Source organism: Parageobacillus caldoxylosilyticus (assembly GCF_019272935.1).
GTDB classification, from domain to species: Bacteria; Bacillota; Bacilli; order Bacillales; family Anoxybacillaceae; genus Saccharococcus; species Saccharococcus caldoxylosilyticus.
The window spans coordinates 115850-138017 of the sequence record NZ_CP040553.1; the positions used below are offsets into that span (position 1 = coordinate 115850).

Here is a 22168-nt window from a genome sequence, read left to right on the forward strand (position 1 = left end):
CTCCATTCAAAACCGTATTTCTACTTCATCCCGATCACTCAAGTTGCGGGCTTTCGTAGCTATATACTTTTGTAAACAAGGAGGGATCTGTTTATGGGCAAAAAACATCGCAATCGTATTAACGGCCAAAAAAAGAACAACCATATTCCGAAGGAAGCATTAATCGCAGAGGATGCGGCACATGCGAAAGAATACTCTGCCGCAGGGGGACGGAAAAACGGGCCAGGGCATCATGACAACCCAGAATCATAATAAGGCTTCATCATGCTAAAATCATAAATGGAAACCCTTGTGTAATAACAAGGGTTTTCATGTTGATGGATCCACTTCATCAAAAGACAGTGTCACCACTTTTGTATACTCCCCACGGGCAATTTCTTCTTTCGTCGCTTTTTCGTTCAGTTCCTCGTCATCATCAATTCCTGGCGCTATGGTTGGTAAGTCGTGCTCCTTCTTGTTGCGTTCCAAATGATCGCCCCCCTTTCGTTTATTATCCGTTTCCAAAATCCGCACAAACTATTCGACTTTTTTCTTCATTATACCATATCTATCCCTCTTTACACAGAATCTTTCGAATTTTTTATTAATGAAGATGAAGGCGATTGATTTTTTTCCACCCTTCCGGACATAGTCTGTAATACACTTGTCCCTTTATTCCTTCATCAATGAGTACAATATCTCCCGTACTCATAAAACGGGCGTGATAATCTTTTGGCATTAAATCTGCTACGTTAAACATGCGATAAAGGTAGGATAATGCTTCACGATGGCTCGATGCTTTCACCGTCATCCTATATACTTGCCGATATCCTTTTGTCTGGCCAAAATGCGGCGTCTGAAATATGGTGACATCATAAGTGTGATGGACATGAAGCATTTTTTTCATCAATAAACGTACCATAGTCCCTCTCTCCTTTTGTCTGGCAAATGTTAGTATTTATTCCATAATATTTGTGATTAGCCATGTCGATTCCTTTAGCAAAATTGCTGTTGTTTTGTCGAATAGCATCATGAATGTTCATTATCCATTATTTTACTGTTACATCAAAAAGCCGATATGTCCAGTTAAATAGCAGTTGCCCCTGCGATTTGCTAGAGGCATGGAATTGGCCATCTCCCGAATAAACGACTATCAAACGGAAAAAATGAAAATACAAGATGTACTAGCAAAGGAGGGGGACCGTATTATCCAAATTCGCACGTTCCTGCAAATGATCCATCCAATTCAATACATCTATCGTTCTTTCTTATACCGCCATCATATCCCGATCGTCTCTTCACATCTTTTACTCGACCTTGCCCGCTGCTGGGAAAATCCGACTCCTTCGATAAGTCTAACCGATGAAGAGCAGCAAATCGTCAGTGCCATTCGCCAAAAAACAGCAAAATATAATCGCAATAATATTACGCGGACGGCGGCCTATTTTGATTTTTTTCAGGCTCATCCTGAAGTGCATTGGGCATTTTTGGCACATATCGTTTCGCGAAATGGCGGATGGAATATGACCGATTTGCGTGGAAACGTCATTCCCCGCCTTCTTCCCGAAAATCTGATCAACCCACTCTTTTTATTTTATGAAAGAGCAAATGCGCTTATTTTTCATGATGCCTATCCGCAGCTTTTGCTGTATGAACAAAGCAAGCAAAAGAAAAAACCGCTATTCCATTTGCTTCCTTGTTTTGCTGTATCATCGTTTATGAAGCCGTTTTGGGAATATTTTTGGGAAACAAAAGATGCACCGGTCATCACCGTAGCATTAATTATTAATGAACAGCATTATATTCAAAAGCGAGTCATCGAAAATCCATTTTTCCAGACGCACGTGCTTTCAACTATGCCGTTTATTGTCGAGCAATGGCTTGGTTTTAACGATGTGCTTATTCCGTATAAAGCGGGACGCCGCATTCGTCTTGCCGGCACAACTGTTCGCGATTTTGCCGATGTCCATCACCGCATTCACATCGGTAAAACGCTTTACAGTATATTGTTTTTCGAAAAACGGCTCACACAGCGGGCATATCAATTTGCCCGCGAAATGGCCCATACCGGCTCGCGGGCCGACTTTTGGCCGCAATGGTTTTCCGCACAAGCAACGGATTCGTCCCGCATTTACAGCCCGCGTTTAGAAGAGGTTTGGCCGGATATTTGCCATCCGTTTTCCGACCACCACGACTGGTTTACCGATAAAGAAGCAATTATTCAAATGATGGAAACCATTCCTGCCGTCAAACATAAAGATATAACCGCTGATTATATGCATAACGTGAAGATGCTGCGAACAGCAGCGATCACTGTCCAATAAAAAACGACGAGTGGCATTACTCGTCGTCTTCTATGTCCAGCTCCTCGTCAATAATGCATTTTTCCAGCAAATAATCAAACGTAATATCGGCCAGCTCCTCCAATTCCGTCTTTGTCGGCACAAAACCGCGGCGGATCAATTCATGAAAAAAAAATTCAGCAATTTCCTCCGTATCAATGACCACTTCGATTTCCTTCACGACATCTCGCCCCCTTTGTAATGTTGTATGTATCATTATACCGTTTTATGTCAAAAGAATTTCCTCATTGATGTACTATTTCTCCCGATTTGGCCATATATGTAGTAACAAAAACGATCACGGGGGAATGGAATATGGACAAGCAGTCAGTAGCAGATAAAATAATGGAAACAGTTGTAAACAGTTTGGCAGTCATCGTGATGGTTGCCGGAATTCCTTACTTTCTGTTTATTTTATTTCAATTTCTATTATGGTAATTAGCCATCATTTGTAAACGTTCTACAACTGTTTCCATCATCTGTTTATACCGTTCATCGCGAAACCATTCGTATAGGAATTTGTAATCGTTATACATATCAAGCAGCTCATCAATCGATGGCAACTTCGCCTCCCCTTCCGCAGGAGAAAGGAGAGCATATGCTTTCATTGGTGCGGATTGGACAATATTTTGTATGAGAATAATAGATGTTTCTTCATCATCTGCTAGCGGGATCATATCATCCATATGGACCTCAATTTCCCAGCCGTCAATTAACCGTTTTAATTCATAAATCGTTTCTTCCCATCCCTCCCCATGATAGCGGTAAATTTCTGTGCGCACTCCAACCACTTTAAATAAATGGTCTCCGTAGTCGCGAACGCGGACAATTTCTCCCAGGAAAAACGGCAGCTCCACTTCTATTTCTTCGGTAATCCATAAATCGCCGGTAAAGTCAGATAGCAATACCAGCATATGTTCCATAAATAAGCTGCGGCTATGGTTAATTTCATATAAAAATGTATCATCGCTTTGTTGAATATCCGTGATCGTGCCAACTGTTCCATACAGCGTGTTTACAACAATATCTCCGACCGAAAATTTTGGGCGCTTTGGGCCACTCATTCATATCCCCCCACCTAAAGCTGTGATAGTATATTATATGCATATACCAATGAGTGGACACCTCCGCGACCGTGGAAAAACATATTGATAGCGCTTTCAAAAAAAGGGGGGAGCGGAAGCAATGCCCAATTATGCCTCCTGTAAAAATTGTTCCCAAAGCTCATCAAATACGATCATGCTGTCTAAATAATCACCGTTTAGCTCCAAATACTGGCTAATTTCATTATAATCTGCCGATGATTTCGGAAAACTATGATCATAATATGCTCCGTTGGCAAATCGCACAAACGGGTCTTCACTTTTGCCGTCACGGAATTTCAATAAATAGCGATAAAATGATTTTGCCATCTTTCACCATCCTCTTCCGTTTTCTTTGTTGCCATTTTAATGATTTTTTTTCATTTTGTGAAGCATTTTGTCTAGAAAAAATTAGAATACCACTCCTTTCCGCTTCTGGCTCTTCTTTGTATTGAAATAGTACGCACTAGAAAGCAGTTTCATGAAAAAAATTATCAAAAAAGAAGGCATTTTCATCGCCTTTTTACCATCACCGCTGTTCTACAATACTTTTATGAATCCATATTGCCGCCTGTGCGCCTTCTCCCATGGCGATCGTTACTTGCTCGGAATGAACGCCGATGTCGCCTGCCGCCCAAATATTGGGGACATTGGTTTGTTTCGTGCGCGGATTAGTCGGAATGTGTTTATTTTCTAATCGCTCTACGCCAAGCTGTTTCGCTAAATCCGTATTAACTTTGTTATGGCCAAAGGCAATAAAGCCGCGTTCCGCGAAAATTTCGTTGCCATTTTGCAGGCGGACGCCGGAAAACTCCGGTCCTTCCTTAATGAGCACGGACGCAATCGGCTCGCGAAAGTAACGAATGCCTTTCGCTTGTAGCTGTTTCTGCCACGTTGCTGATAGTTCTTCGCCGTCGTGATTAATATAAATAATGTCGTTTGTCCAATATAACAGCGTTATGGCCATATTGGCCCCGGCAGTGCCCGCGCCAAGCACGATCACTTTTTTATTGGTGACTTCATATCCGTCGCAGTCCGGGCATACGTAAATGCTTGTCCCTAAACATGGAATTAGATTTGGAATGGGCGGAATCCGGTCTTTTACCCCTGTTGCAAACAGCAGGCGCTCACTTTCATACGTATTCCCGCTTTTGCCAAACAGAACAAATACGTTGCCTTTTTTCTCGGCGGCAATCACCTCATCGTCGGCAAAATGCACCCCGAATTGTTCCGCTTGTTTTCTTCCAATCGCTCTCAGCTTTTCCCCGCTTACCCCGTCCGGCCAGCCGAGCACGTTATGGTACGCGCGGCAAAGGGTGGAACGACCGTTATTGGCATCAATCACCAAAACGCGGTGATGGTAGCGGCCAAGCTGGATCGCCGCCTGCAATCCGGCAATTCCGCCCCCGATAATAATGCATTCATACATGTTGTTTCACTCCCGATTATCGTTTTTATCTTTTATTGTCTGCTGCTTATTCCTATTCATGCATAAAAAAAACGCTGTCTCCAAACAGGAGGCAGCATCGGTAAACTTAGGAGCAAATCGTTTGCTCTTCTGCAGAAAAATCAATTTCAAAGCCGAGATCTTCAAGCATTTGGTAATCAGCAGATTTCTCTTGACCGGCCGTTGTCAAATAATCGCCGACAAAAATCGAATTGGCCGCATATAAGCCGAGCGGCTGCAGCGAACGCAAATTGACTTCGCGCCCGCCGGCGATGCGGATTTCTTTCGCCGGGTTCATGTAGCGGAACAAGGCCAACACTTTCAGGCAGTAACGCGGATCCAATTCATTCGTTCCTTCAAGAGGCGTCCCATCAACCGCATGCAAAAAGTTGACCGGGATCGAATCGGCATCAAGAAGACGCAAGCTCCGCGCCATATTCACCACATCTTGTTTTGTTTCTTTCATGCCGATAATGACGCCCGAACATGGAGAAATGCCCGCTTCTTTCACTGTTTCCACCGTCTGCACACGATCATCGTATGTATGAGAAGTCGTAATGTTCGGATGATGTTCTTTCGATGTATTAATGTTATGGTTATAGCGGTCGACTCCCGCCTCTTTGAGACGCGCCGCTTGTTCCGGCTTTAAGATGCCCAGGCAGGCGCAAACTTTGAGCCCAAACCGCTCCTTAATTTCTTTGACCGCAGAAACAACCGTATCGATTTCTTTTTCGCTCGGACCGCGGCCGCTCGCGACAATGCAGTACGTGCCAATGCGCAGGCGGTATGCTTCTTCCGCGCCACGCAGGAGCGTCTCTTTATCGACCATTTTATAGGTCTTCACCGGCGCCGTCGAAACGGCGGACTGGGCGCAATAGCCGCAGTTTTCCGGGCACAGCCCCGATTTGGCGTTAATGATCATGTTCAGTTTCACTTTGTTGCCGTAATATTTGCGGCGAATGCGATACGCTCCCTGCAACAACAGCAGCAGTTCTTCATCCGGACAGTCCAAAATCGCCAGCGCTTCTTCATCGGTCAGTTCGTGGCCTTCCAATACGCAATCGGCCAATTCCAGCCAATTTACCATTTTTCCTCTCCCCTTTCCACATCGTTACATTTATCGTAGCGAAAGGAGAGTTAAATTGTCAACTATAATTTTATTAAGGTTAACTATTAATTCCATACTTCATCAAGATGGTCGGCATAAAATATTAACGCATATCCTTTGCCATTTATTTGGTTAATTTTTCGACGATATCGCGGGCGATCCATACGCCGCAGGCGCTCGCTTGGGCGAGTCCGCGCGTAATGCCGGCGCCGTCGCCGCCGACATATAAGCCGGATATTTCCGTCTCAAACCGGTCGTTTAATTTCGGGCGCGCCGAATAAAACTTCGCTTCGACGCCGTAAAAGAGCGTATGTTCCGAAGCCAGCCCCGGTGTGACGTGGTTCAGCGCCTCTGTCATTTCGATTAAGCTTTTCATCGTATTATATGGAAGCACAAGGCCTAAATCGCCAGGCACGGCTTCTTTCAATGTCGGTTCGATAAATCCTTCTTTGATCCGTTTTTCCGTAGAACGTCTTCCTTTTAAAATGTCGCCGTATTTTTGCACAATGATGCCGCCGTTCGATAAAGCGTTAGCGAGCCGCGAAATTTCATGGGCGTATTCGTTCGGCTTATCAAATGGGTCGGAAAACTTGTGCGATACAAGAAGCGCAAAATTGGTGTTGTTGCTGCCAAGTTTCGGATCTTTATAAGCATGGCCGTTTGCAAGCATAATGCCGGAATGGTTTTCAACGACAACGTGCCCGGAAGGATTGCTGCAAAACGTACGCACTTGCGTCCCGACCGACGTGTTGAAAATAAATTTTCCTTCGTACAAATGTTCATTAATCTCTTCCATGACAATGTTGGATGTTTCGACACGCACGCCGATGTCGACTTGGTTGTTGATCATGCGCAAGCGGCGTTTTCGCAATATTTTGCTCAGCCACACCGACCCGTCGCGCCCCGGTGCGATGACGACTTTCTCCGCCGTCAGCGTTTCGCCGTTTTTCAGGACCACTCCTGTCACTCGATGCCCATCGTTCGTTTTTTCCGTTACAATATCCTCCACTTCGGTCTTAAAACGCATCTCAATCCGCTCATGCAAATATTCAAAAATGCTTTTTAAAATTTCCAAGTTTTGCTCCGTTCCTAAATGGCGGACATAGGCGCGAAGCAGCTTCAAACCGGCAGCATAGGCGCGGCGCTCAATTTCTTTCACTTTTTCTGTCATCGGGTCGGTAATCGACGTCGTCGCGCCGTGTTTTAAATTAATCTCGTCGACATAGCGAATGAGTTCCAACACTTTGGACGCCGGCAAATAATCGGTCATCCAGCCGCCAAATTCGCTGGTGATATTAAATTTGCCGTCCGAATAGGCGCCGGCCCCGCCGAAGCCGTTCGTAATCGAGCATGCCGGCACGCATCCGGCGTAATCTTTTTTGCCGGCCGGCGGCGGGCACTTTTCAATCTTTTTCTGAAGAATCGGACAATTGCGCTTATATATATCGTGTCCTTTATCAATTAACAGGACATTCGCCCCTGGAAGTTTCAACGTTAATTCGTAACAAGTAAAAATGCCTGCCGGACCTGCGCCGACGACAATGACATCGTAATGGCTTTTCACTTGTCCATCCCCCACTTCCCGTATTCCATTTGTAAATATATCAGCTATTTTTCTTCTCGTCAAGATAAAATACGAACTTTTTGCTGATTATACACAAATAATGTTCGTTATTTTTTTATCTTGTTTTTGCGGGCAAAAATTGATAAGTTGATAAAGTAGCAAAATAGAGAGGGGGAAACCAATGCGGTTTTTCGTAAAAAACTTTATCAACGGTGTCATTACGATTGTTCCGATTATTTTAGCGGTGTACGTATGCTATAAAGTGTTCACCTTTTTAGACGGGCTGCTTGGCAATTATGTGCGTCCGTACTTGCAGGATGATTACATACCAGGGATCGGCATTTTATGTACGATCGTTCTTATCACCGTCTGCGGCTGGCTGTCGACGCAATATATTAGCGGCCGAATTATTCGTCTTCTTGACCGGTTGCTAGAAAGCCTTCCGTTCATTAAAACGGTTTATTCCGTCATTAAAGATACCGTTTCCTCGTTTGTTGGCGAAAAACGGTCTTTTTCTAAAGTTGTGCTTGTCACCTTGCCAAACACGGAACTGAAATGCATCGGCTTTATTACATCCGAGGAAGTCGAAAACTGGCTCAATCCGCTCCAAGACCACGTTGCCGTCTACGTTCCGCAGACGTTCCAAGTGGCAGGCATCACTTTTCTAGTCCCAAAAGAACAAGTGGAAGTCATCGACATGAAGCCGGAGGAAGCGATGAAATTTGTGCTTTCCGGCGGAATGGCATCGTCCAAAAAGAAAGGGCTGCCCGAAACATAGGAGGCAGCCTTCTTCATTGTTAAAAATATCGTTTTTTCCAGAAAATATAGGCGGTAGCGGCTGACAAGGAGGCAGCCAGCAACATCGCGACTAAAAAGGCGTATGGGGAATGTTGATACGGAATCGGCACGTTCATGCCATAGAAGCTTGCGACCATCGTCGGCAGGGAAATGACAATCGTAATCGCCGTCAAAAATTTCATGACGATGTTTAAGTTATTGGAAATAACAGAAGCGAAGGCATCCATCATCCCGCTTAAAATGCTGCTGTATACTTCCGCCATTTCAATCGCCTGTTTATTTTCGATAATAACATCTTGCAGCAAATCTTGATCATCTTCGTACATACGCAAATAATTCAGGCGCAACAGCCGTTCCATGACAATATTGTTTGCCTTCAGCGACGTCATAAAATAGACCAAGCTTTTTTCCATGCTGAGGAGGGAAAACAATTCTTTATTTTTCATCGACTGATGCAATCCTTTTTCAATTTCGCTCGTTCTCCGGTTAATTTGTTTTAAATAACGCAAATAATAGGTGGAAATCACATATAGCATTTGCAAAGCAAAGCGCGTCTTCATAAACGTGTAAAAGTTTTTGATTTTGTTTTTGGAAAACTCTTCGAAAATCGGGTTTTCCTGCAAGCAGACAGTAATGAAGCACGTATTTGTAATAATCATGCCAATCGGAATCGTTTCGTACATCGGACCATCTACTTCATCATTGGCGGCAATCGGAATATCGACGATAATCAATACGTGATTGTCTTCTTTTTCGACGCGCGACCGCTCCTCGTCGTCCAATGCGTCTTTGATCGAATCAATCGGAATATCGAGATGATTAGCAATGTAGCGAATTTCTTCTTCGGTCGGTGCTACTAAATTAATCCAGCAGCCGTTTTTAATTTCATCGATTTCTTTCATTTTTCCGTTTGCATCGGATAAATACATTTTCATCATACGCATCCTTCCTCCTTTTCATCGCGAGGAAGTTTGCGCTTCTCCTTTTCCGATCGGAGCTCGTTTTCGTACGATGAGTAGCTGCGACGATCGAAAAAGAAGAAGACAAAGCTCCCCGCTACATTCCGGCTCTGGTTCGCTCGAACTTCGACTACTCATATACGAAAACGTCACTCCTTTCAAAAAAAGTACTCCTCGATTAATAATAACGTTGAATGACGTATTTGTATAGTAGTTTGCCAAAGAAAAAAGCAGCCTACTGGCTACTTTATTCACTGGCTGGCGTTGTGTTAAAAAAATCGCGCTCCTTTTTTTCTTTTTTGGTATGGCCGGATTGTTTTTTCGTTTTCTTCCCCATCAGCCCATCCGATTCGTAACTTAAAGGAAATGGACGTTTTTTCTCCACTTTTCTCCCTCCTTATTTTGTTTTCTCTCTTTACTTTTTGTCAACGGGAAGCAATTTAATCAAAAATGTCATGAGATGTTCATGAAACTTTTTACATAAAGGCCATCGTTTTCTTATAATATTAGTTGAGGAGGAGGAATAATGAACATTATCATCACGCCAAAAGCATTGGACTGGTTTAAAAAAGAAATGGATTTACAAGCGGGAGATGCTATCCGCTTCTTTGCCCGCTATGGAGGATGCAGCACCGTACAAAAAGGGTTTTCTCTTGGTATGGCAAAAGAAGATCCGATAGAGCCAGTTGCACAAACAACGGTTGATGGAATTACTTTTTTTGTAGAAGACCAGGATAGATGGTATTTTGATGATCACAACCTAACCGTTGATGTAAACGAAAAAACAGATGAACCAATGTTTATTATTCAGTAAATAGCTAAGTAAAAAAGCTAGCGTTTTTGCCAAAAACGCTAGCTTTTTTTGATGACAGCGATCGTACAGCGGGAAACGCAGACAAGCCGCTCCTGTTCGTCGACGATTTTGATATCCCATACCATCGTTGTTTTACCGCGGTGCAGAACCTTCCCTGTGGCCGTGACCGTGCCGCTGCGGACGGCGCGGACGTGATTGGCGTTGATTTCCAAGCCAACGACGCTTTCTTTTTCCGGATCAATGAGCGCATAGGCGCCGATGCTCGCCACCGTTTCTGCCAGTGCTACGGAAGCCCCGCCATGGAGCAATCCAAACGGCTGGTGGGTGCGATGATCGACCGGCATCGTTGCGACAACATGACCCTTGCCAACTTCCGTAATTTCAATCCCTAATGCTTCGAGCAACGTTCCTTTTCCAATCTCTTTTAAATTTGTCAAATCCATCTTTCTTTCCTCTCTCCCTTATCTAACTATAAATGAAACCGCAGTAAATGCTCCGTCAACCCTTCTTGCTGCAAAATTTCCTTCTGCGTTTCCCCGAGCAGATCGAAATGGGAAAACTCGCCGCGGCGATGGATCCATTCTTTGCGCAATCCGTATTGTTTTCCCCAGGCTGCCAGTTTTTCAATATCCGAACAGCCTACCTTTGTCACGCTCGTGTATTCCGGAAACCGTTCATCACACCAATAATGCGTTAAAAACGCAATTTCTCCTCTTTTTACTTTCTCCTTCCATTCCATTAACTCCCACCTGCGAATGCCAAATGCCATCGGATGTATCTCCTTTACTTTTTCGCCCGTTCGTACGCTTCATGCCAATCAGGAAAATATTTGCGGATGACAATCGGTCGGAAGGTGTCACGTTTGACGCAAACGTGCTGCGATTTTCCCGTTACCGCTATTTCTCCATCCGGCGTCAAAATTTCATATCCATAAGTGACGCGGATGCCATCATAAGCATCAATCCAAGTGCGAACAGTCGCCGTTTCCCCGTAACGAAGCGGCTTTTTGTAGGAAACTTGCAGATCGACAACAGGAGAAATAATTCCTTCTTTTTCCATATCGGCATAATGAAATCCTAACTGTTTAATAAGCTCTGTTCGTCCTACTTCCATCCAGACGAGGTAATTGGCATGATACACAACTCCCATTTGATCCGTTTCCGCATAGCGAACTTCAATTTGTTTTTCAGCTATTTTCATGTTTCTCCCTCCGTTTAGCATCCTCCACATCCATACAACTACATCTTACCATATTCTTCGTTTTGCTCGATAAAAAAACGGAGTCACCCATCCATAAAGGGTAACTCCGTACCGCCGATTATTATTGGTAGCCGTTTTCACGTGCCGCTGCTTCGTCTCTAATTTCGGCACGCATTGCCGCAATCGCCTCTTCACGGCGTTTATTTTTTTCGCGAATTTTTTCCCGCTCTTCCGGGGAAGCAAATTGCATCGTTTCCTCTGCCTTTTCGATATTTTCAATCGTGTTTTGTACCATATCTTGCAGTTTTTCTACGTTGTCGCTGCGGTCATCCGGTTTCGGACGATTAGACATTACGCTTCCTCCTTCGTGCTTTTCATTTCATTTGAGTATTTATGGAAATAAACGATTATTCGCCCTTCGTTTGAATCACTTGAGCATGTTGCCCAGATTGGTCTTGCATTTGTTTCCCTTTATTTCCTCCAGCAGCACGAGGCTGTGTACCTAGATGGTTGGGAACGAAATGTTTACGGCTTCCTTTCGGATTGCTCATGAACCTCGCCTCCTCACCATCTAGTCTGTCCGCCCGGATGACCGCTATGCATGACTTATTCTGCTTTTTTTAACATGCGTTCTTCCAATTTTTTTTCGATTTTCTCCATTGCTTCGCGATCATTTAATAATTGGCGTTTATTTTCCATAATTAATTCTTGAAATGTTATTTTACGGGTTCTTCTCATCATTTAACCCTCCTCTCACTTATTATTTTAATTTCATTCATTTCCAAAAGAGATGAAAATTATTACAACTTTTTGAAAAATAACAGTTTACTTTTTCTTTTTTAAACAGCAAAAAAGCACCTTTCACTTGAAAGATGCTTTTATTGGCGGAGCGGCGCGGTGATTTCCTCCATCTGCTTATACGTCATCGGACCGATCACTTTTTTCCGGATTACTCCATCGCCGTCAATAATATACGATGTCGGAATCGTTTGAATATGATATTCGTTTAATACTTTTTGTTTTTTATCAAGCACCACCGGAAATGATAATTGATAGTCGTGGATAAAGGATTTCGCATTTTCGACCGTATCTTGCGATGTTAAATGAACAGCAAGCAAGCCTACTTTAGAATGGTAATTTTGGTAAAACTTTTCCATGTCAGGCATTTCTTTTTTGCACGGCGGGCACCAAGTCGTCCAAAAGTTGACGATGACCGGCTTCCCACGGAAATCAGATAAACGCACCGTTTCGCCGGCCAATGTCTGCAAGGCAAAATCAGGAGCAACGTCCCCGACCGATAGACCAACTTTTTTTGTTTTTTCTGCCGCGAGCGCATTCCAAATGCCGTACCCAGTAACTGCCAGCAGCAAGACAATGGCAATGAATTTTCTCATGTATGTCCCTCCTGTAAGCATAGTGAAAACGGAAGTTTAGCCGCTTTTCCATCAAAACAAGTCATTCTTTTTATGCGATATGTATATCTTCTCATCCAAAACTCTTGTCCGGTTTGGAGCGAGGCGTAGTCTAAACATTCATCACTACCGTTTATTAAAGCATAAAACAGGACAGAAAAAAAGCAAAAAGAGGGGCTACTCAGACGCCCCTTCCCGATCAGCGGATATTTTTATGTTCGTTTTTCATTTTTTTTGTTTCTACCTCGGCATAGGAAGCAAATTCGCTATTCCATTCTTGATTGAATCCGTTTTTTTGTTTCGCGTTATTGTTTCGCTGTGCATTGGCATTGCCAAGCTTTGTACGGCCCACACGGCATTCCTCCTTTGTGATCGGGGTACATTTTTAGTATCGGCCGGTGGGCGAAAAATATTGTCGCTATTTTTCTCCACCCGCGATCGGATGGTCTGGATATGAAATCCAGTCGCTCCAGCTGCCGGCATATAAACGGACATTTGTGTAGCCCGCTTCTTTTAAGGCAAGCACGTTTGGACATGCCGTCACCCCTGAACCGCAATATACGATAATCGGGGCGTCTTTACGAATGGAGGCAAAACGCTGTGCCTGTTGTTCCTGACTTTTCCAATATCCGCCAGCCATGATCCCATCTTTCCAAAACATATGGACCGCTCCTGGAATGTGGCCGGCCACGCGGTCGATTGGTTCTTCAATTCCCGCGTAGCGCTTCCATTCGCGTGAATCAATCAAAACAGCGGAGCCTTCGCGGACGGCGCGGCGCACATCATCAACGGTCGCCAGCCATGACGGCTGCAGGCGCGGATGAAACGAACGCGGCGGTACTGTTGGAATCTTATCAGTGACAGGAAAGCCTTTTTCTTTCCATTGTGTATAGTTCCCATCAAGGACATAGACGCGCTCATGCCCAAGATAGCGGAGCAGCCACCAGCACCGCGCCGCCATCGCTCCGTCTTGATCGTCATAGGCTATGACTGTAACTGTTTCATCAATGCCGGCCGCACCTAATTTTTCCGCCACTTCTTCCACAGATGGAAGCGGATGGCGGCCGCCATGTTCAGAAACCGGCGCCGACAAATCTTTTTCCAAATCGAAATAGAAAGCGCCAAGAATATGGTCTTCGATATATTCCGCCAATCCGCGCTTTGGATCGTTTAAATGAAAGCGGCAGTCGATGATGCGGACATCTTCCTTGTTAAGCCGCTCCGCCAGCCATGTTTGTGAAACGATATGCTTCATTTCGCTCCCCCCTCACTTTTTGCTGCGTTCCACATACTCTTTGACCATTTCTACTGTTACATATTTTCGTGCCGGCACCACCCCTTGTTTTGCCAGTTCATTCATCTTTTTGGTTACCGCGTTAATTTTTTCAACTGTAAACGGCTGCCCGTTTCGGCAAAGCATCACAGCTTCCTCAATATAGTGCTCGCGCTCTTGTTCGAGTTCAGCAAACTTCTTAAGGATGGCATGCTGCTTTTGCAAATGGGCGGTAATCGCTTGGTGCACTTCAGTCATGATGATCTTCCTTTCTCATTCCTTTTTCCATTAACTTTCGCACATTGGGCTTTGGCGTCCAGCAGTTGAATTGGTAATATGGCTTTGTTTCATAGCCAAGCCTCCGGCAATACGTATAAAGTCCTTTTTCCGTCTTTTCCATTCCATAATGAATGCATGTGGCGCACGCATGAAACCGATTCATCCCATCTCCCCTTTTTATACGCCTAACAGCGTCCATGCCAATTCATCAAGCATGCGGACATCGAGCGGCTCGCCTGCCGGCAGCGTTTCAATGACCGACGAATCAACGTCAAGGAGCGCTGCTACTGTTTCCGGCGCAAATTGGCGAACATCCGTCTGTTCTCCTTGTTTGGCCAGCTTCAGCCGCTCTACAAACTCGTGTAGCGACGCATCCCCATCCACCAATTCCGTAAACAGAAGCGGCGGCAGCGTGCCGCGGCACACGATCCAGCGGAACATAAGCGCGCCGCGCAGCGCTTGTACATACGTTTTTATATATGCTTTTGGCTCCATTTCTTTTTTTGTGAGAGTATGAATATTTTTTATTGCCATCGAATGGTAATGGTGGGCCAAAACTCGTAATGAGTAATGCTTATCAATCATTTCCTTCATTTTCGTGTAAAAGAAATCGTCTTTTGCGTAAACGATCGGCGTCGAGAACCACTCATACAACGATGGGTTGGATTTGCGAAGCAGCTCCAGTGCTTTAAAAATATCCCAGCTGTGCCACTCATACGGCGGGGCAGAATGACTCCATGACAAAGATGGTTTGACAACCGATACATAGGCGCGAACCGGTTTCATCGTGATCAGCCGGATGTCATAATCGCTCGCTGGCGTCTCCATTCCATAGGAACGACTCCCTGCCTCGCACGCGTACAATATGCGAACCGCTTGCTGTTTTTCAATCGCCATCAATCCGCGTTCGATGACCTTGTTCATCCCCGCTCCTCCAATATGCGAGCTAACTGCGCTGCACATTGGTGCAGCTGTTCGATATCGAGAGCATCCGTTAACGCCGTGTATAGTCCCGCAAAATGGTCGTCGACTTGGTGGGTTAAAAGAGCAACTAGCTCCTCTATCACCGCTTTATATTGCCCTTCGTAAGCGGAAAGCAGCTGTTGCTTTTGGGCGGCAAGGTATTCATCGATTGGCTGCTGCAATTGCTTTTCGATTTCCTCTTTCATTAACCGCTTTTCGTCCCGCTCAAAAAACGATTTCGCGTTTTTATACATCGATAATGCTTTTGCAAATCTTGACCGGTCTATGTGTTCTAACCCGTTGTCAAATTCCGGTGTGACAAAGGAAACAGCCTCTAAATCGGACAGCGGCATCCCTGGATGAATCTGTTCCAGCTTTTTGCATGCATCAGTAAATTGATCTTGAAGCCGCTCTTTCAAAAACTTCTCCACTCGTAAACTCGTCGCCCGCATTTCTTGTGCTAAATCAAAGCCCACCGAATGCAGCAACTCTTCGAGACACATGTTTAAAGCGCGGCGGATATCGCGTCCGTCATCCCTTAAAGAAGCCGGATTGAACGCTTCTTTAAACCAGTCGTTCAGCCGCAGCAATACGCGCTGTTTGACGTAATACACAAGTTCATCTGTTTCTTGGATAAGCGCCTGCCAATCGTGCTCGGCCGTTATCTTGCCGAGAATATCATGCATTTTTGCTTGTTCCTCTAGCAGCGCCTGCCGTTTGGCCGCTTTTTCCTCCCCGCTTTTTTGCGCGGCATGGATGTATTCCACTATCGTTTGATGCGCCCGTTCGATTTCCGCATAAGCGCCTTGAATCGCCACTTCCATTAACTCCTCGATGATAAAGCGCATAAAATCTTTCTCAAACGCGCCAATGCCCGATTCGGTTAAAAAGCCGTATTGCCCCTTTACTCCGCCCATTTTCTCCTCCAAGGCGAAACGGCTTGACAGCGCGTAAAGGCGCGGAAAACGGATGCCAAAGCGGGCAAGCTGGTCTTTCATATACGCCAAGACAGCGTCCAATTCCTCTTTAGAGCGCGCTAAGTCCGCGGCATTGACGACAAAAAACATTTTATCAAGCGCAAAGGTGTCTTTGACGCGGCCGAGCTGGATTAAAAATTCGCGGTCTGCCTTGGAAAACGCATGGTTGTAATACGTAACAAACAAAACCGCATCGGCGTTTTTAATATAATCAAACGCCACCCCCGTATGGCGCGCGTTAATCGAATCAGCCCCCGGCGTATCGACCAAGGTGATTCCTTGGCGGGTAAGAGCGCAGTCGTAGTACAGTTCCACCCATTCAATAAAACAGGCGGTCGCTTCATCGGCCACATATTGATAAAACTCATCAAGCCCGATGCGGAACGTATGACCGAGCTGCTCTTTCATGCGCTCATAGCCGGAAAGAACCGCGCAAAGAAAAGCATAGTGCGGCTTTTGGTGCGGCTCCACTTTTTCTAAGTTTGCTATTTTCTGACACATCGCCCATGCTTCTTCCCACGTTTCTGCCTCCTGCTGAAAATGGCGGAGCGACGCCTGAATGTCAGAAAACAGCTGTTTGCTGCTTTTTACTTGCACTAGGGCCGTTCCGTGCGGGTTTACTTCGGTTGGCGGCGCAATTTTATTAATCGTTGCCGTCGTCGGATTTGGAGATGACGGCAGCAGCCGTTCGCCCATCAGCGCGTTGGCAAACGATGACTTGCCGGCGCTGAACGCGCCAAAAAGCGCGACGGTAAAGGCACGGTGCTGCAATCGATTTGCTTTCTCGATTAGGGGGGAGACAAACCGATTCATGATGCCGATTGTTTCGATTGTTTTTGCCGCTGCTTTCAGATGCTGTACCGCTTGCTGCACTTTTTTGCGCGATGATCCGCTTTGCCGATCGAGCGCTTGCTCTGAAACGGATGGCGGCTGTTTTTCTTCCGTCTGTTTGGAAGCCAGTGCCGCCGCTTTATGCTGCTGTTTTCTTATCACAGGAGATTCGGTCAGCTCGGCAAGCCGCTTTTCATCGATGTCTTCTTCACTGCACTCCGATTCAAGCAAGTTCATTAGCTCCTGCCGCCGCTGTTTCCGCTCCACGCTGCGGCAAGACAGCTCGCAAAGGAGTTCATACTTTTCTGCTTCTACGGCCAGCTGTTCTTTTAACTGACGGCGTTTTTCTTCTGCTTGTTCCTTCCATTTTTCCAGCAGCGCGGCAAACAGCTGCATCGCTGCGTTACGATACCGCTTTTTCATTTCATAGGCGACATCGTTCGTATAATTTAACACTGCCTCTCCGGTCACCCCGGCTCCTTTTTTGACCAGGTTTGCCAGCATTTCCGCTTCCCATGTCACCGTCCATTGCTGGCAATCACGAAGCAGTTCGTGGTCATCGATGGCATGTTCTTTGCTGAAGCGGGTAAACAGCTGGCGCACATGCCATTCGATTTGCGCCATCGCTTTTTCTTTTACATTTTCATAAAAGGCCTGCAATCGCTTTTCGCGCTCCTGTTCCGTTTTCGACTTGGCAAAGAAAAAGCCGATTTTAAAATCCGGTTGCATCGATTGCAAATATGCTTTTGCCAGCTCCCTTGTTTCAAACGGCATGATATAAGCATGTTCCAATATTCCGTCCAGCTCGCGGCGAAAGTCCTCTTCTAGCTGATGCAGGGCTGTGTCAAGCTCTTCCAGCTCCGCTTGCAGGCGCGCCAGGCTTTCCCGCGCCGCTTCTTCTTCCACTCCCGTGCCTCCTAACTCCGAAAGCCGCATCTGCAGCGCCTGTTCGTGTTCTTCGTCCTGCTCCTTAAGCCAACGAACATGCTCGTCGACAAGCCGCTTTAGCGCCGTTTCCACTCCATACAGAAGCCGGCCGTCTTTGTCGCGAAACAGCGCATGCATGCAGTGTGCCAGCTCGTTCCATTCATTATATGGATGGTCTGGCTCCTTTAACGATATAAAAAACACGCGCTCCGCTTTCACTCCCCAGTCGCGAAACGCTTCTTCCACCGACTGGCGAAATGTGTGAAACGGCAATTCCTGCTCGCGGTGTTTATCAATTTGATTGACAATCAAGTACAATGTCTTTCCATGGTTCGTTAAGTCTTTCGTAAACTGAAAATTCAACTCTGACTTCACATGGTTATAATCCATCATATAAAACACAACATCGGCTAAATGCAGCGCCGATTCGGTGGCAAGCCGGTGGGCATCGTCGGTCGAATCGATTCCCGGGGTATCCATCATGACAATGCCGCCAGGAATGCGCGGAGTCTGCCGGCTTACTTCAATTAATTCAATCGCATCCCCGTCTTTGCATTGGTCGCGAATCAGCTCTTCATTGTACGGCGGGTCGTATTCGACCGGCGGTTCGTGTCTATAAAAAACACGCACATATTCTTTTCCCGATTTCACTTTAACTAAGTTGGCGCTGGTGGGAATCGGGCTTGATGGCAATAACGGCTCGCCAAGCAACGCGTTAATCAAGCTCGATTTGCCGGCGGAAAAATGGCCGCAAAACGCGATCACCAATTCCCGTTTTGCCGTTTTTTCCAACAGCTGCCGCACTTTTTTCGCGTTCGTTTCATCGCCGTGGGCGATGAATATGTCGTGTATATGGATCATTTTTTGCAACCATGGCGTTAGCGACGTTTGCTCTGCCAGTGGACTCATGCACAATACCCCTCACGCGTTAATATCGTATATATTCATTTTACTGTATTTACACACTTTTCCCAACAAAAAAATAAAAAGTCCCGCCTTTTACTTAACGGGACGAAACGGGAAAAAGCGAGGGCGTACCGCGAACTGCTCGCCATAATTCGTTAGCGACCTTAGCGCCTCTTCTTCGGCGTCAATGCGAATCAACAGCATAATCGCGTTGGCAATCGAAAAAACAAGCGCCGTCCAATACGCCTGAAACATCAGGGGAATGAGCCATATTTCCAGCGCGACAATGAAATAATTGGGATGGCGGATCCAGCGATACGGCCCCTTGACAACAACCGGCGCATTGGGCAGCACTAAAATTTTCGTATTCCAAAAGCGGCCGAGCGACAATATCGTCCATATCCGCAATCCTTGCACGATGAGAAACAAACTAAAAAGAAACGGCCACCATGGAGAAGGCTCTGCTCCCTTCCATAATGACTCGACCGTAAATGAAAGCAAAAACAGGACATGCATCGCCACGATCCACGGATAATGGCGCGCGCCAAATTCTTTCGCGCCCATCGCTTTGACGATCCGCTCATTTCGTTTCGCGATGATGAGTTCCATGAGGCGCATGCCGACAATCCACAGCAAAAAGAGGTAAAACACGATTGTTGTCACTCCCATCTGAGCAAAATCATTTCCGCGCTAAATCCCGGGCCGAGCGCCACCATCAGCCCGTAATCTCCCGCCGGGATCGGCTGTTTCATAAAGCGCTCGAGCACGACGCAGACGGTGGCCGAAGACATGTTGCCAAACTCTTTCATCACTTGGAAGGATATGTTGGTTTTTTCTTTATCGATGCCAAACGCCTCTTCATACGCCGCAATGACTTTTTTGCCGCCCGGATGAGCAATAAAATGGTTTATGTCACCAAAGGCTAGCCCGTGTTGTTGCAAAAACGACTGCGCTTGCGGCCGCAGCCACGTGCGGATGAACGAAGGAATATCTTTTGAAAAAACAACGAACAGGCCGTCATCGCGGATATCCCAGCCCATCACATCTTCCGAATCAGGCATCAGTACGGATTGCGCAGCAATAATATGCGGTCGTCCTGCCTCAACGGCCGCCTCGTCGCCGGCAACGCATACGCACGCCACTCCATCGGCAAACAGCGAGGTGCCGATGAAATTGCTTTTCGAATGATCGTCCGGCTGAAACGTTAGACTGCAAAACTCGGCCGCAATGACCAGCACTTTCGCTTTTGGAAACGCCAGGCAATATTCATAGGCGCGCGCAATTCCTGCCGCTCCCCCCGCACATCCTAACCCCCAAATTGGAATTCGCTTCGTATGCGGCGAAAAAGGCAAAATATTCATGATGCGAGCTTCGATGCTTGGGGTAGCGAGCCCCGTCGTCGAAATATAAAAAATCGCCTCGATTTCATCGTATGTAATCGGCTTGGCTAAAAACGCCGGATTGTTTAGGCATGCTTGAATCGCTTCACATCCGTAACGAAGCGCGCTTTCAATATATAAATCATTTTTCTCGGCAAACCGATGGCGTTTTCCGTACCATGCAAGCGGTTTTACAAACGATCTTGATTCAATTTCTCCGTTTTCGAACACATGAAGAAGACGGTCGATATGAGGAAAACTGGAGGCAAACAGTTGTTTGACATATTGCTTCGTTTCTGCTTGGCTTACTTTATATGGCAATATCGCTGTCCCAACCGAAAGGATCACCGGCATAGCAACACCTCTGTTTTTTCCATTTCCTTTACCGTTATGTTGTTACTAATACCGGCATTGTATGCATCAATAAAAAAAGAGCTGGCATATTACAGCAACGGGTTTACTTCAGGGAGGGAAAAATATTAAAAAATACACCAACTAACAAGGTAATTAGCCATACATTTAACACAAAAATACACATATAAATCGCAAAGAAAAACGCTCGGATTTTCATTCCGAGCGTTTTTCTTTTTTGAACTAACGCATCTGTTCAATAACAATGTTTTTTTATAAATTACCCTCAAATGAAGGAATCCTTATGTTACACTATAATTGAAGCTTTTAGTTTTAAATTACATTAAATTCATTTACGACCTCTACCAGGGATAAAGGGAGAATCCGGTCATTTTGGGGTTATTTGCCCAAAAAATGAAAAAAACTTGAGAACCACATGGGGACTCAAGTCATTTCGTATTTAAGGAATCACCGTATCAAAAAAAATTTTTCTTGACTTTGTGAACACTTTCAAATTCCTAACTCCTGTATCAAACGCTGAAATGTATAAAACGCCGGTTTCGGAGTATAATTATCCCGCATGATGCCAAATTGATGAAAGAGATCATCTTTGGAACTGTCTGCATCCCTGAGACCGAAAAGCTCATAATGTGTGATATTGAGTTCTTGACGTAGTTTATAAACTGTCCGTATGATCGTCTCTAGTACTTCAGATTGATGTTCGTAAGATCTGTCTTTGCCTGTAAAAGGGTTTTTGCCAGTAGGCCATCCGTTTTCTGTAATGCGTATGGGGATGGAATCGGGTATGCCGGCTGTCTTGAGATTCACTTCGCGAAAACGCCGCAACAGGTTCTCGACGGAAGCCGGAATTTTTTCCAAAGAGAGCGGCGGTTCAAATACATCTACATAAAAATTATGTGCGACATAATCCAATGAATCCACGAATACCTCTCCGCCAAGTTCGGCAAGGTTTTCCCAAAAATGTGGGACCACCTTCGGACCGATATCCGGTACAGATCCAAATCCGATATCCACTTGAACATTCGCTGCTTGCGTTTCCTCTTTTGCTGCAATAACACCCTGCACCAACAATGGCAAGATGTTAGGGTTCGATCCGTCCATAAAGGTCAAGTTGGGTTCATTCGTAATTTGCAGTGAATCAATGTAGGAACCATACTGTCTAATTATTTTCCTAATAAGCCCGAGCCAGTGGTCCATCTCTATGTTCGGAGCCAAAGAACCTACTACCAAGTCTCCCATTAATCCCAAACGCACATATTTCTCCACGATCGATAAGAGTTTCTCCTCCGAATCAGCAGGTCCCGTATAAACGAGATAAATTCTGGATAACAGCGATTTAGATTCTCCTCGAAGGTGTTTTAATGCCAGTTGAATTTGCTCATAGTCGTCCCGAGGTCCGACAGCTAAACCGGCGGGTGTACCGGCCACACCAAGCGGATATATCCCAAACTTCAACCCGGATGAATACATAAAAAACACTCCTTTTTCTTTATACTGTGTTTGTGATAAATCGATTAATAAACATATATTAATTATAAATACATAAATAATAAATA

Annotated in this window: 31 protein-coding genes; 5 read left to right on the forward strand and 26 right to left on the reverse strand. The window is 45.4% G+C overall.

All coding sequences use genetic code 11. The annotated features are described in order from the left end of the window. The first annotated feature begins 93 nt into the window (after positions 1 to 93). Entirely contained in the window at positions 94 to 252 is a 159-nt protein-coding gene (locus tag BV455_RS00655) for a hypothetical protein (protein WP_017437412.1), read from the forward strand. A gap of 57 nt (positions 253 to 309) precedes the next feature. Here the strand turns inward: BV455_RS00655 and BV455_RS00660 are convergent, their stop codons facing one another. Together BV455_RS00660 and BV455_RS00665 are read right to left on the reverse strand one after the other, a co-directional pair. After that, positions 310 to 468, reverse strand: a complete 159-nt coding sequence (locus tag BV455_RS00660) for a hypothetical protein (protein ID WP_017437411.1) — start codon at positions 466 to 468, stop codon at positions 310 to 312. Positions 469 to 583: 115 nt separating this feature from the next. Next, the gene (locus tag BV455_RS00665; protein ID WP_017437410.1) at positions 584 to 901 is read right to left on the reverse strand and encodes a YodL domain-containing protein; all 318 of its coding nucleotides are present in this window, start codon (positions 899 to 901) and stop codon (positions 584 to 586) included. 286 nt (positions 902 to 1187) lie between these two features. On the opposite strand from BV455_RS00665, the gene BV455_RS00670 reads away from it, so the two are divergent. Further along, the gene (locus BV455_RS00670; RefSeq protein WP_026078657.1) at positions 1188 to 2303 is read left to right on the forward strand and encodes a DUF2515 domain-containing protein; all 1116 of its coding nucleotides are present in this window, start codon (positions 1188 to 1190) and stop codon (positions 2301 to 2303) included. Between the two features lie 16 nt (positions 2304 to 2319). Here the strand turns inward: BV455_RS00670 and BV455_RS00675 are convergent, their stop codons facing one another. Beyond that, the gene (locus BV455_RS00675) at positions 2320 to 2502 is read right to left on the reverse strand and encodes a YozD family protein (RefSeq protein WP_017437408.1); all 183 of its coding nucleotides are present in this window, start codon (positions 2500 to 2502) and stop codon (positions 2320 to 2322) included. A 134-nt stretch (positions 2503 to 2636) separates the two neighbouring features. On the opposite strand from BV455_RS00675, the gene BV455_RS20600 reads away from it, so the two are divergent. Continuing rightward, the gene (locus BV455_RS20600; RefSeq protein WP_017437407.1) at positions 2637 to 2759 is read left to right on the forward strand and encodes a hypothetical protein; all 123 of its coding nucleotides are present in this window, start codon (positions 2637 to 2639) and stop codon (positions 2757 to 2759) included. Here BV455_RS20600 and BV455_RS00680 read toward each other — a convergent pair. The 5 genes from BV455_RS00680 to BV455_RS00700 all read right to left on the reverse strand — a co-directional run bounded on the left by BV455_RS00680 (position 2741) and on the right by BV455_RS00700 (position 7522). After that, positions 2741 to 3385: a hypothetical protein gene (locus tag BV455_RS00680; RefSeq protein ID WP_017437406.1), complete on the reverse strand. Its 645-nt coding sequence runs from the start codon at positions 3383 to 3385 to the stop codon at positions 2741 to 2743. The genes BV455_RS20600 and BV455_RS00680 overlap by 19 nt on opposite strands. A gap of 129 nt (positions 3386 to 3514) precedes the next feature. Then, positions 3515 to 3733 (reverse strand): YozE family protein, encoded by a 219-nt coding sequence (locus BV455_RS00685; protein WP_017437405.1) that lies wholly within the window; start codon positions 3731 to 3733, stop codon positions 3515 to 3517. 199 nt (positions 3734 to 3932) lie between these two features. Further along, positions 3933 to 4832, reverse strand: a complete 900-nt coding sequence (locus tag BV455_RS00690; RefSeq protein WP_017437404.1) for an NAD(P)/FAD-dependent oxidoreductase — start codon at positions 4830 to 4832, stop codon at positions 3933 to 3935. A gap of 106 nt (positions 4833 to 4938) precedes the next feature. Further along, entirely contained in the window at positions 4939 to 5937 is a 999-nt protein-coding gene (gene bioB, locus BV455_RS00695) for a biotin synthase BioB (protein WP_017437403.1), read from the reverse strand. 145 nt (positions 5938 to 6082) lie between these two features. Continuing rightward, on the reverse strand, positions 6083 to 7522 hold the full coding sequence (locus BV455_RS00700) for an NAD(P)/FAD-dependent oxidoreductase (protein WP_017437402.1): 1440 nt from the start codon (positions 7520 to 7522) through the stop codon (positions 6083 to 6085). 181 nt (positions 7523 to 7703) lie between these two features. On the opposite strand from BV455_RS00700, the gene BV455_RS00705 reads away from it, so the two are divergent. Continuing rightward, positions 7704 to 8300: a DUF502 domain-containing protein gene (locus BV455_RS00705; protein ID WP_017437401.1), complete on the forward strand. Its 597-nt coding sequence runs from the start codon at positions 7704 to 7706 to the stop codon at positions 8298 to 8300. Positions 8301 to 8319: 19 nt separating this feature from the next. Here the strand turns inward: BV455_RS00705 and BV455_RS00710 are convergent, their stop codons facing one another. Further along, on the reverse strand, positions 8320 to 9258 hold the full coding sequence (locus tag BV455_RS00710) for a magnesium transporter CorA family protein (protein ID WP_017437400.1): 939 nt from the start codon (positions 9256 to 9258) through the stop codon (positions 8320 to 8322). A 268-nt stretch (positions 9259 to 9526) separates the two neighbouring features. Then, positions 9527 to 9664: a hypothetical protein gene (locus BV455_RS00715; RefSeq protein ID WP_017437399.1), complete on the reverse strand. Its 138-nt coding sequence runs from the start codon at positions 9662 to 9664 to the stop codon at positions 9527 to 9529. Between the two features lie 141 nt (positions 9665 to 9805). Between BV455_RS00715 and BV455_RS00720 the strand changes: the two genes are divergently transcribed. Then, entirely contained in the window at positions 9806 to 10093 is a 288-nt protein-coding gene (locus tag BV455_RS00720) for a HesB/YadR/YfhF family protein (RefSeq protein WP_017437398.1), read from the forward strand. Positions 10094 to 10131: 38 nt separating this feature from the next. On the opposite strand, the gene BV455_RS00725 is transcribed toward BV455_RS00720, so the two are convergent. The 16 genes from BV455_RS00725 to BV455_RS00800 all read right to left on the reverse strand — a co-directional run bounded on the left by BV455_RS00725 (position 10132) and on the right by BV455_RS00800 (position 22082). Next, a complete protein-coding gene (locus BV455_RS00725) occupies positions 10132 to 10536 on the reverse strand; it encodes a hotdog fold thioesterase (RefSeq protein ID WP_017437397.1) in 405 nt (134 codons plus the stop codon). 26 nt (positions 10537 to 10562) lie between these two features. After that, positions 10563 to 10862 carry a hypothetical protein gene (locus BV455_RS00730; protein ID WP_218687615.1) on the reverse strand — a complete coding sequence of 100 codons (300 nt, stop codon included), beginning with the start codon at positions 10860 to 10862 and terminating at the stop codon, positions 10563 to 10565. Between the two features lie 14 nt (positions 10863 to 10876). Next, a complete protein-coding gene (locus tag BV455_RS00735; RefSeq protein WP_017437395.1) occupies positions 10877 to 11293 on the reverse strand; it encodes an acyl-CoA thioesterase in 417 nt (138 codons plus the stop codon). 121 nt (positions 11294 to 11414) lie between these two features. Then, entirely contained in the window at positions 11415 to 11645 is a 231-nt protein-coding gene (tlp, locus tag BV455_RS00740) for a small acid-soluble spore protein Tlp (RefSeq protein WP_017437394.1), read from the reverse strand. Positions 11646 to 11700: 55 nt separating this feature from the next. Beyond that, on the reverse strand, positions 11701 to 11844 hold the full coding sequence (locus tag BV455_RS00745) for an acid-soluble spore protein N (RefSeq protein WP_017437393.1): 144 nt from the start codon (positions 11842 to 11844) through the stop codon (positions 11701 to 11703). A 55-nt stretch (positions 11845 to 11899) separates the two neighbouring features. After that, on the reverse strand, positions 11900 to 12031 hold the full coding sequence (locus BV455_RS00750) for an FbpB family small basic protein (RefSeq protein WP_017437392.1): 132 nt from the start codon (positions 12029 to 12031) through the stop codon (positions 11900 to 11902). Positions 12032 to 12171: 140 nt separating this feature from the next. After that, the gene (locus BV455_RS00755; RefSeq protein ID WP_017437391.1) at positions 12172 to 12687 is read right to left on the reverse strand and encodes a redoxin domain-containing protein; all 516 of its coding nucleotides are present in this window, start codon (positions 12685 to 12687) and stop codon (positions 12172 to 12174) included. Positions 12688 to 12904: 217 nt separating this feature from the next. Further along, positions 12905 to 13057, reverse strand: coding sequence for a hypothetical protein (locus tag BV455_RS00760; RefSeq protein ID WP_166909330.1), 153 nt, complete (start codon positions 13055 to 13057; stop codon positions 12905 to 12907). Positions 13058 to 13123: 66 nt separating this feature from the next. Further along, positions 13124 to 13960: a sulfurtransferase gene (locus tag BV455_RS00765; RefSeq protein WP_218687616.1), complete on the reverse strand. Its 837-nt coding sequence runs from the start codon at positions 13958 to 13960 to the stop codon at positions 13124 to 13126. Between the two features lie 12 nt (positions 13961 to 13972). Beyond that, on the reverse strand, positions 13973 to 14236 hold the full coding sequence (locus BV455_RS00770) for a YpbS family protein (protein ID WP_017437388.1): 264 nt from the start codon (positions 14234 to 14236) through the stop codon (positions 13973 to 13975). Next, positions 14229 to 14420, reverse strand: a complete 192-nt coding sequence (locus BV455_RS00775; protein WP_042409553.1) for a hypothetical protein — start codon at positions 14418 to 14420, stop codon at positions 14229 to 14231. Before BV455_RS00775 ends, BV455_RS00770 begins: the two co-directional genes overlap by 8 nt. A gap of 14 nt (positions 14421 to 14434) precedes the next feature. After that, a complete protein-coding gene (locus tag BV455_RS00780; protein ID WP_081161422.1) occupies positions 14435 to 15181 on the reverse strand; it encodes a nucleotidyltransferase domain-containing protein in 747 nt (248 codons plus the stop codon). Beyond that, positions 15178 to 18864: a dynamin family protein gene (locus BV455_RS00785; RefSeq protein ID WP_218687617.1), complete on the reverse strand. Its 3687-nt coding sequence runs from the start codon at positions 18862 to 18864 to the stop codon at positions 15178 to 15180. The genes BV455_RS00780 and BV455_RS00785 overlap by 4 nt, the downstream gene beginning before the upstream one ends. 90 nt (positions 18865 to 18954) lie before the next feature. Further along, positions 18955 to 19530, reverse strand: a complete 576-nt coding sequence (locus BV455_RS00790; RefSeq protein WP_042409560.1) for an isoprenylcysteine carboxyl methyltransferase family protein — start codon at positions 19528 to 19530, stop codon at positions 18955 to 18957. Then, positions 19521 to 20594 carry a type III polyketide synthase gene (locus tag BV455_RS00795; RefSeq protein ID WP_017437383.1) on the reverse strand — a complete coding sequence of 358 codons (1074 nt, stop codon included), beginning with the start codon at positions 20592 to 20594 and terminating at the stop codon, positions 19521 to 19523. Before BV455_RS00795 ends, BV455_RS00790 begins: the two co-directional genes overlap by 10 nt. 507 nt (positions 20595 to 21101) lie before the next feature. Beyond that, positions 21102 to 22082, reverse strand: coding sequence for a hypothetical protein (locus BV455_RS00800; RefSeq protein WP_042409563.1), 981 nt, complete (start codon positions 22080 to 22082; stop codon positions 21102 to 21104). Positions 22083 to 22168 lie beyond the last annotated feature (86 nt).